Here is a 14926-nt window from a genome sequence, read left to right as displayed (position 1 = left end):
ATGTAATGAATAGAATTATATTCTCTTCCCTTTTTTTATACTAAATAAACCTCCAATTCGATAAATCAGAAATAAAAACAGCAAGAACGCACCATAAATTAAAATAATCTGTGTCCAATTGGATTTGTTGGACCAAATTCCATCCCCTACGTAGGCAAAAACAAGCATAGCTGGAATCTTACCTAATAACGTAGCAAGTATAAATATGCTAAATCTAAGTTTAAATACGCCAGCATACACATTAATTGCAACAGCCGGGAAAATAGGAATGATTCGTGCTATAAGCACAGTCCAGAACAGATGGCGACTAATCATTACTTGCAGCTTCTCCACGAACGAATACTTAATGAGCAACCGGCTTCCCCATGTATGTAAAATGGTAGTAGCCAAAACATAAACAATTATTGAGGCTAGTGTTGATGCAGCTATGTTTACAATACTCCCCCAGACTAGACCATATTTCGCTCCCATTAGGCCACCGATAATACCAAAGGGAATAAAGGGGAAAATAGCAAGCATCGTCACCATAATAAATACCAGAGGAAAGTATGCTGTATTATTCGCACTGATCCATGCATATAACATGTCTTTTTTCACTAAGATGATCACTATAATAAATATATTCACACTAAGCAGTACCCATTTTTTCAAATCTCTTCTCTCCAATTCATTGGTAATGCCACCTGCGCAAGTCACTTCACAACAAGCAACAAAACATTCTAGCATATCTTCAGCAAAGAAATCCAGAAACCACAAAAAAAGGACAACTCAAGGTGTATCACTCACCATGGAGTTGTCCTGCTTGAAAGAAATGAAATCAAGTGTTTCCTTGTGTTTTTCCCTAACACTGTTAAAATTATCGTAATCTGAGAAGAACAGACTTTTTGCTTGATCAAGTTTTGAAATTTGATCCACGTATTGATTTCTTGAAAGCATTATTCATTAGATCAAGTAATGGTTATTCGTACGAAAGGCTAGTCGACAGGTCACGATAAGCATTAATCTGTTCCTGAAGTTCCACCAGCTTTTGCTCATAAGCTGCAATCCCATCTGCACCAGCAATCCAACGTAGTGGCGGCTTCTTCTCGCTTGCAATGGTAAGGAGTGCTTTTGCAAGCTTCGTTGGATCGCCACCTTGCTTACCGTTCATGGACTCCCAAATAGCTCGAGTCTGTTTCGTACGCTCAGCATAGTCATCGATGCTCAGCTCTGGCCAATTGGTTGACTCTGGTTCCAGTAGCTCAGTTCGGAAGAAACCAGGCTCAACGATAGTGGTATGAATACCAAAAGGCTCCACGTCAAAGCGTAAAGACTCCATCCAACCTTCGAGACCGAACTTGGAAGCAGCATATGCAGCACAGAACTCTTGACCAATTAGACCGGCAAGCGAAGAAATCGAGATAATGTGACCAGAGCGAGCTTTACGCATGACAGGCAGCACAGCTCGTGTAACATTCATCGGACCGATTAGATTAGTGTTAATCTGTTTCTCAATCTGAGCCGGGCTTAATTCTTCAAAGTAACCCGCATAGAAGTTAGCAGCGTTATTAACTAATACATCAATACGACCAAATTTATCTGTAGCTGCCTTGACAGCTGTCTCAGCATCTGACAGTTTGGTCACATCAAGTTGAACGACCAAAAGATTGTCCGACGCTCCGATTGCTTGAGTAACCTTGTCTGTGTTACGGCCTGTTGCGACAACCTGATGACCGGCTGCCAGAGCGGCCTTTGCAATATCTACACCCATACCGCGTCCTGCACCTGTAATAAACCATACTTTTTTATTTGTCATCTTTATTTCCTCCAATATACTTTTTAATGTTTTTAGAGTTGTTGAATAGTTGGACGAACAATCATTTCATTAACAGCTACATCTGCCGGTTGTTCAATGGCAAAAGCAATGGCACGAGCAATGCTGGACGGCTTTATTGCAATTTTCATATCCTCATCAATAGCAGACTTTAAATCCACACCTGAAATGGCTTGAGTTAATTCAGTGTCAATAGATCCCGGCGAAATAATGGTCGTACGAATATTGTTGCCGCACTCCTCGATACGGAGGCCTTCAGTAATGGCACGCACAGCAAATTTTGTACCACTATATATGGCACTGGCAGGGAATACTAAGTGGCCTGCAATAGAGGAAACGTTAATGATATGCCCTAGTTTGCGTTCTCTCATCGATGGAAGAACAGCAGCAATCCCAAACAGTACACCTTTGATATTAATGTCAATCATTGCATTCCATTCATTAATTTTCTTCTCATGAACAGGGGATAGCGGCATTACTCCTGCATTGTTGACCAATACATCTATTTTTCCAAACTCTTTAAGAGTGTACTCGGCTAACTCTTCCATTTGTTCATGGGAGGCAACATCCGTCACTTTATAAACAGCCTGTCCACCGTTATTTTCGATCTCCTGCTGCAGCTTTTGCAAACGATCTTCGCGTCGAGCCGCAAGAACCAACTTAGCTCCCTTCGATGCCAGTTCTTTTGCAGTTGCTTCACCAATGCCACTGGAGGCACCTGTAATAATTACAATCTTATCTTGGATATCGGACATATACATAACATCCTCTCTCGTTAAACATGATTAAACTTTAAAAATAAGCCATTAAAAATCTTTTCCTATTGCATAAGCATCGGAGTGCAGTTGTTCAAAATGAGCAGTTAATTCATCATTCGATTGGACATTTTCGCCACCCAGGGAATTATACAGAAAGTGAATCTCTGAATCGGGCACACCAACATAATCCGCAATTCCGATATTTAGATGGTGCTCCATCATTAATTGATATCCTCGTTTTTTGAATCCATATCTTGAATCCGCGGCAATGGCAATCCATCTTATCTTTTCAATCGGCAATTTGTTTGTCCCATATGCGAAACCATTATTGAATACCCGATCAATGTAGCCTTTTAATATCGCAGGTGTGCTGTGCCACCATACAGGGAAAACAAAAATAATTGCATCATGCCTCTTAATACGTTCCATCTCTCGCTGGACTTCTTTCGAATACCCTTTATCAGAATTCCCAAAATCGGGTTCATCAATCGGTTGCAAAAGCGGATTGAAATTTTCAGCATACAAATCTAATATTTCATATTTATGTCCACTGTGTGATAATCCTTCGACCATCTTTTTTGTCAAGCTCCATGTCAACGAATCTGTTCGCGGATGAGCTATTACTACTAGTGTCTTCATAATAAATCTCCCTGCAGTTATCTTTTAGTCTTCAATCTTAAACCATGGGCCCGAAGCCTGAATTGCATTCCAAAGTTTTTCCGGAAGTTCAAGCTCACTTACTTTTGAAATCTTAATGGCAGTCTCAAGTTCAGCTTCTTTTCCATTTTCAATCTTTTCCACCCAGTCTGGATTCATGATTAACCCATGTCCAACCGCTGCCAAGGTTAGACCTTTGTCTAATGCTGCTGCAACATCATCTGGAGTCACCATAGAACCAGCAGCCAATAGAGGCAATCTGCCGTTTACATGCTCCACAAGTAATTCAAGGTAAGTTTTTTCGTCCTGACTATCAACCGGCTTTGACGAGCGTGCATCTACGAGTGAAGCATGTACATAATCCACACCCTCTTCAATCATACGGTCAATCAATGTGTAGGTATCCTTCATTCGCAGACCACCTTCCATGGGTTCGTCAGGAGAAATCCGGTACCCGAAAATAAACGGTTTTGTTGCATGCTTTTGAATTACTGCTTTCATTTCCTGAATGACTGCTAACGGGAACCGCAAGCGATTCTCTAATGAACCTCCCCATTGATCTTCACGTCTGTTGAAGAATGGCGAAAAGAAGTTCTGTAGTAAAAATCCATGTGCGCCATGAATCTCAACGCCGTCAAATCCTGCCTCAATGGCACGTCTTGTTGTTTCTCCAAACGCATGAATCACTTCCAGTATTTCATCGTGTGAAAGAGCTCTCGGTGTAACGGAAGGAGCAAATGCTGTAGCTTCAGTCTCGACAGCGCTGGAACTTACTACATCTCCATTTGGAGTCAGCATCGGCAGCGCCTTGTTCCCTGCGTGGAAGATCTGAAGTACTGCAGGAGCTCCGCCACTTTTCGCTGCAGCCGCCAATTTCCGTAAACTCGGAATAAATGTATCGTCATAAGCTGCAAATTCATGTGTAAAACCTATACCATTGGGTTGGACATGCGTACATCCCGTAATAACCAGACCAACACCCTTTACTCTTTTTTGATAATATTTCACTTCTTCATCTGAAATCGTGTAATCGTCATTACTGGCCCAGGTAGTCATCGGCGACATAACCACTCGATTTCTAAGGGTGATTCCATTGTTAAGGGTAAGGGTTTCAAGTAGCTTGGTATATTTTGCGTTCATTATTTAACCTCTTTCATTTATAAGTTTGATTTATTTTTTGTTTCGTTCATCTTAAGTTTTATGCTTTACAACAACACCTTCAGCTATCCCCCCTTATGCCCGAATAAGAATTACCTTTTGCTTTTTTGAACGCGCTTCATAACGTAGTACGTAATAAAGACACATAGTCCCATGATGGTTATAAAATCTATGAAAAAGAGTACAGCCAGCTGCTCATAATCCCAGAAGGAATACGAATAGTATAAGACCAGATATTGACCAATTTCCCTCTTGAAAAAAGCGTACAAGCCATAGCCAGCAATAATTGCAGCAATCAGGCGAAGGCTGAGAACCAGTGTCCTAGTTGCTTTTGGACTTTTTCTCATCCTCCGTGCTGCCCCCATAATCATCACCCAGTGTAGCCCAAGATGAATGGACATCAGTATAAATCCCCAGTAGGCTGACAAATGATGCAGCTTTCGGCCAAAATCAATACCTATGAATGGAATCAAGGAAAAAACGGTTTGTGAGATGATAAGTCCACTCACCATCATGCCCACCATAGCGAGTAAGAGCAAAAGATTGACCGCAGTACGAATGACACGAACTACCGAATATTTCCCTTTAAAAATGGCCTTATACCAATTCAAGTTCAGTACATTATGAATGATAAACAGGGTGAATAAAGTCATGCCCGTCCATTCATGGGCAGTATTACCCGTCAAACGATAAGCCATCATGATTATAAACAACACAGTCATAAGGGTATCGATAGATAATCGAATGATCATTTTGGGTTTTATCAAGTTCACCCCCTTGTATTAACGTACTCAATTCAAGTACCCAATTTCTTGTAACCATGCGTCCACTTCATCTTGTGCATCTTCTACACGATTTCCGTGAACGGCAAGACCCTCTAAAATAGTAGCCCCAGGAGTAAGCTCGCGGATGTCGTTAACACTTCGTCCAAGACGACTACCATCGTGAGTGATGAAAGGAATGATGGTTTTTCCGGAGAAATCATATTCCTCTAAAAATGTATATACGGGCATTGGTATCGTCCCCCACCAATTGGGATAACCAAGGAATATCACATCATACTCATCCATATTTTCTACATGGGTTGCCAGTTCCGGTCTAGCGTCCGCCTTTTGCTCCTCCAGCGCCAAATCTGTCGTTTCTTCGTAATCCCCAGGGTAGGGTTCGACTGTAACAATCTGGAACTCATCGCCTTCAACAACATTCTGTACCATATCTACAACCACTTCTGTATTTCCAATCCATCCTTCATCGCCAATTCTTAAGCTCGCAGAAGTGACGGCATCTACGTCTTCGCTGAGGGAGGAAGTTCCCACGCGGGAGAAATAGGCTATAAGCGTTTTACCGTTTCCACCTTCCGGCTGTTGTTCTCCACTGGACTCGCTACTTCCGGCCCCGGCCGGGGCAGAGGTTGGGGCTGTCGATGGCAGGCTAACTTCAGTGCTACTTACCGTTTCAGTGCTATTACCACTCCCACAGGCGGCCAGAGAAAATAACATCAGCAACGAAAATATAGACGTTAATACTGTTTTCAAGCGTTCTCCCCCATTTCAGTTGTTCAAATGTAATGATTTCACAACACGTTCTAACCTCTCCAGTCCCTCTATCAATAAAGCTCTCGGGCAAGCAATATTCATCCGGATAAAACCATCACCTGTATCACCATAGGTATGACCATTGTTGATTCTTAGGAAGCCTTCTTCAAAAATCTTGTTGCAGAGCTCTTCAGAGCCGATACCAAGACTGCTGCAATCCATCCAGACCAGATAAGTAGCTTCAGGAATAATGACCTTCAGTTGTGGAATACGCTCATTGATAAATGAGATTAAGGTATCCCGGTTCCCTTGAAGATAATCCATTAATTGATCCAGCCACTCTTCTCCCTGATTGTAGGCAGCAATCAGGGCTTCAATTCCAAAAGCATTTGGTTCAATGGCTTCATTATCGTTGAGCGACCGGTTTACTTTTTTTCTGTATTCCTCATTGGCCACGATAATATTTGATGTTTTGAGGCCGGCAAGGTTAAAAGGTTTACTGGGAGCTGTGCAGGTGATGGAATTCATCAAAAATGCTTCATTCATTGATGCAAACGGAATATGTTTGCTCCCTCTATAGATCAGGTCCCGGTGAATTTCATCAACAACAACAAGGACATTATGTTTCAAACATATTTCACCTACGCGCAGCAACTCACTGCTGGTCCACACTCTTCCAACAGGGTTATGAGGATTGCAAAGGATGAACATCTTCACTTTTTCGTCTGCGGCCTTCCGTTCAAAATCTTCAAAATCAATTTCATATGACGCCCCATTGTACTTCAGTTCATTACGAATAACATCACAGCGGTTATTTATAATAGAACTGTTAAAGTAATTGTAGACAGGGGATTGAATCAGCACCTTATCTCCAGGTTCTGTAAAAGCCTTCACAATCGCCGAAAGCGCTGGAATAACGCCCGTAGTGACTTCTATCCATTCTTTCTTTATTTTGAAAGCATGTCTCTTCACACACCAACTCACCTCTGCTTCATAATAAGCATCTGGGATACTGGCATAACCGAAAATTCCATGCTGGACTCGCTTTTCGAGTGCCTGAATGATTGGAGTTGCTGTCCGGAAATCCATATCCGCTAGCCACATGGGCAAGATATTTTCTGGAGTAGAATCCCATTTCACGCTATTTGTATTTCTTCTGTTGATTAACTGATCAAATTCATACTTCAAGGATGGCCTCCTCTAATTCCTTAGTGTCTATCCCGGTATTAATTTGTGTACTGGAAAAATCAAGCTCTGGATCGTCTAAAATGAGTTCTCTAATACCTTCTGCCCTGATCATACCGCTGATTGGATTCTTAACGCTGTCTATGGTGTTTAAAATGGTTGCATGTACAGTCGAATACTCGAAAGACAAGTCCGTATCAATCATTTCGCAGTTTTCAAGGATAAGGTTCTCTGCATAACATAAGGGCTGTGTGCCAATAATTTTACAGTTAACCAGTTTTAAATTTTTGGAATACCAACCTAGGTACTCGCCCTCTAAAACCGAATCATAGACCGTAATATCCTCTGTATTCCAAAAGGCATCTTTTGATAAGATCACACTATTACGCACAATACCTTTTTTAACATGCTGGAAGGAGTAGTCACCGTCTAATTTAAAATGATCAAGTTCTATATTGGAGGCGTGCAGTAGTAAGTAATTCCCCTTGAATTCAGAATTTGAGATTATAACATTTTCACAGTCCCATAAGGTCTCATTCGTATCCATAACTGTCTTGTGAATCGTGATGTTTCGTGCATCCCTAAAAATCTTAGGCGCATCCACTCTGCAATTGGTCATCTGGACGTGGCTGCTGTACCATATCGCTGCCCGGCTGCCATCCGAGAAATAACTGTCCTGTATGTCTATGTCTTGGTTATGCCAGAACGGATATTTACCAAAAAAACTACAATCTGCCACTTTCAAATTCCGACTCTCTTTTACTGCTGATTCTCCAGCCAAAAACTCACTATGCTTAATTTCCGTATTAGCAATCTTATATAAAGGGCGCTCGCCTTTGAATATTCCTTTTTCAATCAAATGCATCTTAAATTGCCTTCTTTCTTTTTATAATCGAACATTCGATTATTTAATTTTATAGGTACATGCTTATCAAAGTAACGTCCCGCACCATAATAAACGATCATTCGATTAATTATGAATCGCTTAAAGCCAGAGGGAATAATTTTGTAACCTTCTAATTACACATAGCTCCCTCTGAACGTCTGATTAAGCTTTTAAAGCATCCCAGGTCATTTGAACAATCTCGTTCAAGCTTTCTTGTTTAAATTCTAATCGGCCACCAAAATATTCTTTAACATATTGCATCACCGGGTTGAACATAAACATATGGAGCAGGCTCGTGTCCACTTGTTTGAAAACATTCTGACTTTTGCCCTTTTCAAATAATTTAATGAGAGGTTCAAAATATTCTAATCCCTCATTACGGGACAATTTATCAAGTAGTGGTGAATTTGAAAATTGCTCCAGAAATAAGAACTCATCTTTATGCGTCAAAACAAAGTCGATATACTTTCCTAAGGCATGCTCAAATGCCGTTTTTAATGGCATAGATTCATTGTAATCATAGAACACTTCCAAGCTCATTTCCTTTTTGATACTCAAATATAATTTATTCAGCATATCCTCCTTATTTTCAAAGTATACGTAAATCGTCGAAGCAGATACACCGGCTTTTTTTGCGATTTTGGACATCGAAGCTTCCGATAAACCCAGTTCATTGATCAACTGGATCGAAGCATTAAAAATACGCTCACTTTTATTCTCATCTTTATGTCTCATGCGTCTATAATAAACGTTCATTCGATTAATGTCAACCATTCATCTTAATAACCTACATACCATTGATGAAATACTATAAAAAGCACTGGCTATATCCTTACAGTTGACCCTTTTAGAGCAGTCTGGATTAAACTAAATATTGCTTTGATCATATTTTTACTGACAGCAGTGCATTGGTTGAGCCGCTTCAATTCTCATACCAGTCCTTGAGAATGCGTCATAGTTATATAACTATTATTAGACAATTATCAAATCGGAAATAGTACCATGTTCTTGTCCATTATCGGCAATGGGACCAAGTTCTTGTCCCGAGCAAAGGACAAGAACTTGATCCCATAAAACAGAAAACCCGCGCCGGGCGCGGGTTTCAATGGGACTATGTTCTTGTCTTCCTACAGATGGAGGATTGAACATGTCATGATGTTGAGGCGGAATGGATTCTTTTCTGTTCATTGTATTTATTATTCTATATAAGTTGAATCAAAGTTCTTAGCAAACCTTGACAAGGAAAAACGAACCATTTGTCGAATAAGAAACAAATTTAAAAAAACGGACAAGTGGTGAACGTCATGGATAAGCATACCGAACTGGAAAAAGTAACAGAGGCTATGAAGCAAGCCAAAGAGCGACGCATGTATGAGCGTTATTAAGCGATCTATTTGCATTTGAAGGGCACATCCATGGTGGAGATCGCTGGCATTTTAAATCGAAATCGAATGACGGTGAGCAGCTACATTCACACGTACGAAACCGGTGGATTGACAGCCTTGCAACTGAAGTACTCATCAGGTGCACCAACTCGGCTGACGAAGGAGCAGCAGGATCAGCTGAAACAGACGATCGCCTATTCGGTTCCGCATGAGGTCGGCTTTGCGGCTAAACACAACTGGACGCTTGAACTCATTGCCGCTTATGTGGAGCGAGAATGGAATCACCGCTATTCGCTCCGAGGGATCTCCAAGGTCATGGAACGATTAGGGCTCAGCTACACGAAACGCACTTACACACTCGCAGCAGCAGACCCTGAAAAGCAGCGCCAGTTTGCCGAAACGACCTTTCCCGACTTGAAAAAAAGTTACTGAACGATGAAATCGATCACTTGCTATTTGAAGATGAATCTATGATTCGGGATTATCAAGCGATTCAGAAAACCTGGTTTCTTCGCGGAAAGCAGCGAATCATTCCAACCACAGGTAAGCATCGCGGAGTCAAGCTACTCGCTACGGTTGACTATGAGACGGGACAAATCGGGCAAGAAGACGAACAATATACCGCTGAAACGTTTCTTACCTTTCTCCAGAAAATCCTCTTGGCTTATCCAACGGGAAAACTGGTTCTAGTGTTAGATAATGCTCGAATTCATCATGCCAAGCTGCTTCAACCGTTTCTGGAAGAACAAAATAAACGGTTAGTACTTGTGTTTCTGCCACCCTACAGCCCGCAGTTCAACATTGTAGAAGGTCTCTGGAAATGGCTCAAATCTAGTGTAATCAATAACGTCTTCTATTCCACCGTTTCCGAAATCCGTCTGCGCGTCGGGCAGTTTATGGATGAAATTATGCAAAACCCTTGTGCAATCATTGACCGCCTATGTGACCGACTTTGATTGCTGGGTTCTTTCGTTCAACTTATATAGTTACTCTTTGAATAAACCTATTTTTTTGAGGTAATCCATTGTTTATTTTGTGAAAATATATGTTTTTTAACTGTCCATAAAAAACATGTTCAAAAAACAGCCTATCGGCTTCACGTTTCCTCTCGGAATGCTCTTCCATAATTTCTTCGAATATACCTTCTATCGTAGTTGACGTAACCTCTATCCCCGCATTTAATAGTGTGTCTCTATAAGCATCAAAATGACTATAAGAAATAAGTTTTTTTACCGTTAAATAAGTAAGCATTTGCTGTAGTCAATTGCATTTCCCCGCTTGACAATTTACAGTTGTATCTTTTTTCCTATTGTATCACTATATTTCCTTTTTCGTCGATTAAAATATGATACTGGCTTCCGTATGTAGATAGAGGCATTTTAAAATAAAAAAAACCGCTGATTAAGCGGTTGGTTCATTCATAGCCATCCAAGAGATGCCTTCTTTTGTCATCTGATTTAACTTCGCAATAAATTCTTCACTATTTTCAATGTTGAAAAGCTGAAGTTCACTAACTTCATCCCACTCAAACTCATCCAGTGCAGTATCGCGATTATATTTGTTTAATGAGCTGTTTGTAGTTGACCAAAGTTCTTGCCCTATTCGTTTTCTTCAACTTCTCTGACTTTCTCAATAAACCTTAAATGAAATTTGTATTCCACAAATGTTTTCTCGCCTCGATGCTTTGCTCTTATGATTAATACTTGCTTTTAATCACGAACATTTGACGTGCGAGTTTGGATTTTGATAAAATCTGATGTCATTTTAGAGGAGAGCTCCAACCTTGACATCAAGATGAGGGCTATAGGACGCTTACATTTATATAAGAAAGCAGAAAAGGAAAATAATATTGCAAAGCCAAACCAACCTTAATCTTTTCCTTTGACTTTAGGCCATAATTAGAAGACGTATTCCAGATCGATGGCTTATGGCAGAATGAGGCTATATCCATTATTCAACTTGATGATCATGAAATTTGTTTAGTCCTCCAGATACATCTATGAAACCATCATAAGAAATACCCTCAATTTTATCTTTTGAAAGGAATATTGTCTGAAGACCAATTTTATTAGCAAAAGCAACAATGGTAGGATAAACTTCTTTAAAGCTTTCAATTCCCATCGGCTGATTAGCTGAATCAATTATTAGAAGCGGCATATAAATAAAATCAGAAAAATGTATTTTCAAGTAATCGAACATAGATAAATAAACAAGTATTTGAAGATGTGTTTGTCTTGCCATACTTCCGGGCATAAACCGCTCAGTAATATCACCTTTTTTATGACTAGCAAAAAGGCAGAGTTTAAATGGCTCAAACTCCAACGCAAAACCCGGGTCCTGCGTATCCTCATTCAGATGCTTAACTTTCAATCCGCTCTCTAAATATAGCTTTGTAAGGCGGCTATTAAAAGCATCTATCTCTTTTTTATTGAATGAAGATTTTAATACTTTAATTTCGTTCTTTAACTGCGCCGTTTCTCTTTGCAATGCTTCAATTTTGGGAGCATCAATGTCTTTACTAAGCACTGCAAAAACATGTTCCAATACCCCTATTTTTTTCATGGCATCTTCGTATGATATTTCTGACGCTTGCCCTTTAGCTATTCTTACCTGCGCATCAATTTTTTCTTTTTCCGCTTTGATCTCTCTTATCGCTTTTTGATAATCTGTTAATGAAAGAATCACATTTTCTTGTCCAATTTCCTTTATTGTATTCAAAATATTATTTGTGTATTGCTCATATTCGGGCTCTTCTTCTACAATAGAAGTGAGTATCGCCAGTAATCTTTCAATTCTACCTTTTCTCTCAATCATATTTTTTGATTGTGCATTCATAAAAGAATAAAGCTTGATTTCTTCCGCAAGCGAGAAAGAAGCCTTTGATAAATATACAAGATCTTTAGATTGAGATTTCGCCTTCCTTGTAAAACTTGTGCGGAACTCAAGATAGGTTGAATGGTCTTTTTTATATTCTCCAGTGTGGTTCAACTGCAGCTCATCAAACAATTTCTTTAACTGTTGTAGGCTTCGTTGATATTCTTGGTAATCTTTAGATAATTTGTCCAACTCTTTTTGACGTTCATCTAGAAGTATTTCCTTTTCATAAATCTGCTCAATATTCTCGTAATTGAAAAAGAAATTCATAATATTGCGGATACGAATTTGATGTTTTAAATCTTTGGCACGAGTGAAAACAACGCTCAAATCCCCAAGCCCTTTTTCGTCAATGTAATTTATAAAACTGAATGATCGAAAAGTCGGCCTCTCATCAAACACTTTATTATATACATGCATGAAATGATTATTCGGATTATCAGTCAGCATTAAACAAATATTGTTCTTATATGTATCCACACTTATTTCTGTATAGGCACTCTTCTCGGTTCGACGAAAAAAATAACCGTCTGATATGCTTCGCTTAATCCATAGGTTTGTTAAATCATTTGTCAAATGAGCTTCAATGCTGTCAATATTATCCAACCCTTGATAAGTAAGACGTTCACTACTCCCTAACACGAAATCAATAGCTTTTGTCAGTGCGGTTTTACCAACAGTATTAGGACCGTAAACAAAAGTATGGTCTGAAAATGTGTACTTTTGCTGATCATCCGCATTATTAAAAAATATTGATTTAACTCTAAACATAACGTAACACCTCCTCAATCAATGCTTTGGGATCAAGCTTGTTTACTTCACTAATTGGATTTGGGTTTTTAGTTTTACAAAAAACCAAAAAACTACACTCCGACTGGAAATTAAATTCATGTGTAAGGCAAATCTCATCTCGGCTAATTGACACTTTTGATGTTTTATTAAGTTTATCTATTACACTTATTATTTGCTTGATCTCATGGTTATGCGTAGTAAGTTTTAGAGAAATATTACTAAAGAATACATCAACAAAATCCTTCGTCCGATTCTTGTATTTTGAATGATTAGTTTCGTTTTTTACGCAAAAAGCAATAAATACAATTTTGGTTATTGATTTAATTTCATACGGCGGCTTCAGTAACGTTATGATAATATCAGCATATTCAGCTTCCGATATCACTTCATTCAGTATCATTTTCTTCACCCCATGTAATTTGAACATCTTCTTGTACACCCTCACCAGTTAAGTATATGTAGCAGCCTTTTCTGTATATAGGACCTGGGGGAAGTAATTCGCTCTCAATTTGTTTATCAACTGTTTTAATGAACACGTTTTTTGGAGTAAAATCAACATCGCTTATTGAAAACTTGGCAGACTCATAGTTCTCTTTAGCGGTTTGTTCTAGATTAGATAATTCCATAGTTTTTCGTTGTTCGAAAACACTGCGAAAATCCTTGTACATTAACTCATGTACTATCCCTTCAATTACAAAATCCTCTCTGCTGTCTATTAAAAATAATTGTTTGACTTCGCGAGCAACCCGTTCTTCAACAATTTTTCGAGCAGGTTCCTTTGATTTATTTTTAATTGATTTAATATCAACAGTATATTTTTTATCATTGATTTCTTCTTTTACTTGCAGAACAAGCTGAACAAAATCCTTATAGAGCAACGTATATGGCTTCTTGTTTTTAATAGCATCGTCTATTCTCAAGTTTATATAGGATAAGAAGCGCTCTAACCGCTTGGACTTTGCCACTTCGTAATCTGTAATATCAGAACAATAGTGTTCATTAAATATGACAGCCAGTTCTTGATCGTATTCTTCCATGGACATAACAGATTTTTTAAGTCGATTAAGTAGAGATATTACTTGTTCCTTTACACTACATGATCCTTCATCTAGCTGGTCCTTATATTTTTCATAGGCCTTCCTAGCTATTGCAGTCTTCTTTTTCTTTTCGCCACTTAGAATAAATTCATATATTGCCGCTACTCTTTCTTCTTGTGAGCAATCAAATGATAAATCGTTTTCAAGAGCAAGCTCAAAATTTGTAGTTTTCGTATCATCAAGCAGTAACCAATTACATATGATCCGAGAAAAACACTCCTCGGATACATGCCCACTTTTCACTTGAATGCAACACCCGTTGGAATCTTGTATAGCGTATATTTTATCATCTGACCCGATTTCCACATCATCCCGGCCTTCAAATATGAAAAGCTGCTTTGCTCCTGCATGTCGCATAGCATATAACATAAATGCTTTGCGCTGATATAAAAATCCATATTGCGAAATTATTCCACTATCGTTCATTATAATCATCCTTTCGCGCAATATGAGTGTACCACTTCAACCTGATATGCCTGATAGCCAGTTGTAACGAAAATTCATTTAAATACCTTAAATAAATCAGTTTGATCAAAGATATCTAAATCACACAAAATGACCATAATCAATACTGTGTTTTATAGGGCGCATTCGAGAATAAGTATTCTTCATTTTATAACTTCTACTCAAATTCTAATTGAAATTAGCATACAATAATCTGTAGGCAAGAACAATATTAGGATGATTTAGTGTTATAGAAAATGGGGGCCTCTACACTACTTCAGGCAAACCCTTATAGTTTTTCTGCTACTTGTATTTAAGCAACTCAGACATCCCTTGATATGA

Annotated in this window: 13 protein-coding genes and 1 pseudogene; 1 reads left to right on the top strand and 13 read right to left on the bottom strand. The window is 39.0% G+C overall.

Annotated features, from left to right (window positions below; all coding sequences use genetic code 11):
• Nucleotides 1-15: 15 nt before the first annotated feature.
• From R70723_RS11375 to R70723_RS33380, 11 genes are all read right to left on the bottom strand, one after another.
• Entirely contained in the window at nt 16-756 is a 741-nt protein-coding gene (locus R70723_RS11375; RefSeq protein ID WP_081957354.1) for a TVP38/TMEM64 family protein, read from the bottom strand.
• A 202-nt stretch (nt 757-958) separates the two neighbouring features.
• Nucleotides 959-1795, bottom strand: coding sequence for an SDR family NAD(P)-dependent oxidoreductase (locus R70723_RS11370; protein WP_039872113.1), 837 nt, complete (start codon nt 1793-1795; stop codon nt 959-961).
• Nucleotides 1796-1827: 32 nt separating this feature from the next.
• A complete protein-coding gene (locus tag R70723_RS11365) occupies nt 1828-2568 on the bottom strand; it encodes an SDR family oxidoreductase (RefSeq protein WP_039872112.1) in 741 nt (246 codons plus the stop codon).
• Nucleotides 2569-2619: 51 nt separating this feature from the next.
• Nucleotides 2620-3210, bottom strand: coding sequence for an NAD(P)H oxidoreductase (locus R70723_RS11360; protein WP_039872111.1), 591 nt, complete (start codon nt 3208-3210; stop codon nt 2620-2622).
• Nucleotides 3211-3234: 24 nt separating this feature from the next.
• Nucleotides 3235-4368, bottom strand: coding sequence for an NADH-dependent flavin oxidoreductase (locus R70723_RS11355; protein ID WP_039872110.1), 1134 nt, complete (start codon nt 4366-4368; stop codon nt 3235-3237).
• A gap of 110 nt (nt 4369-4478) precedes the next feature.
• Entirely contained in the window at nt 4479-5153 is a 675-nt protein-coding gene (locus R70723_RS11350; protein WP_052421273.1) for a DUF4405 domain-containing protein, read from the bottom strand.
• A gap of 24 nt (nt 5154-5177) precedes the next feature.
• Nucleotides 5178-5921 carry a flavodoxin gene (locus R70723_RS11345; RefSeq protein WP_039872109.1) on the bottom strand — a complete coding sequence of 248 codons (744 nt, stop codon included), beginning with the start codon at nt 5919-5921 and terminating at the stop codon, nt 5178-5180.
• Nucleotides 5922-5936: 15 nt separating this feature from the next.
• Nucleotides 5937-7109, bottom strand: a complete 1173-nt coding sequence (locus tag R70723_RS11340) for a MalY/PatB family protein (RefSeq protein ID WP_039872108.1) — start codon at nt 7107-7109, stop codon at nt 5937-5939.
• The gene (locus R70723_RS11335) at nt 7099-7971 is read right to left on the bottom strand and encodes a DUF3737 family protein (RefSeq protein ID WP_039872107.1); all 873 of its coding nucleotides are present in this window, start codon (nt 7969-7971) and stop codon (nt 7099-7101) included. Before R70723_RS11335 ends, R70723_RS11340 begins: the two co-directional genes overlap by 11 nt.
• Before the next feature lie 183 nt (nt 7972-8154).
• A complete protein-coding gene (locus R70723_RS11330; protein ID WP_231574866.1) occupies nt 8155-8766 on the bottom strand; it encodes a TetR/AcrR family transcriptional regulator in 612 nt (203 codons plus the stop codon).
• Nucleotides 8767-8964: 198 nt separating this feature from the next.
• Nucleotides 8965-9180 carry a hypothetical protein gene (locus tag R70723_RS33380; protein WP_144026975.1) on the bottom strand — a complete coding sequence of 72 codons (216 nt, stop codon included), beginning with the start codon at nt 9178-9180 and terminating at the stop codon, nt 8965-8967.
• Between the two features lie 116 nt (nt 9181-9296).
• Here R70723_RS33380 and R70723_RS32905 point away from each other — a divergent pair.
• Nucleotides 9297-10333, top strand: a pseudogene (locus R70723_RS32905) (IS630 family transposase).
• Nucleotides 10334-11327: 994 nt separating this feature from the next.
• Here the strand turns inward: R70723_RS32905 and R70723_RS11315 are convergent.
• Together R70723_RS11315 and R70723_RS11305 are read right to left on the bottom strand one after the other, a co-directional pair.
• The gene (locus R70723_RS11315; protein ID WP_039872105.1) at nt 11328-13022 is read right to left on the bottom strand and encodes an AAA family ATPase; all 1695 of its coding nucleotides are present in this window, start codon (nt 13020-13022) and stop codon (nt 11328-11330) included.
• Nucleotides 13023-13429: 407 nt separating this feature from the next.
• Entirely contained in the window at nt 13430-14566 is a 1137-nt protein-coding gene (locus tag R70723_RS11305) for a hypothetical protein (RefSeq protein ID WP_039872103.1), read from the bottom strand.
• Between the last annotated feature and the right edge of the window lie 360 nt (nt 14567-14926).

Source organism: Paenibacillus sp. FSL R7-0273, from assembly GCF_000758625.1.
In the GTDB taxonomy this organism is placed as follows: Bacteria; Bacillota; Bacilli; order Paenibacillales; family Paenibacillaceae; genus Paenibacillus_AQ.
The sequence above is the reverse complement of the archived record's forward strand: the minus strand, read 5'-3'. Positions and strand labels throughout refer to the sequence as shown.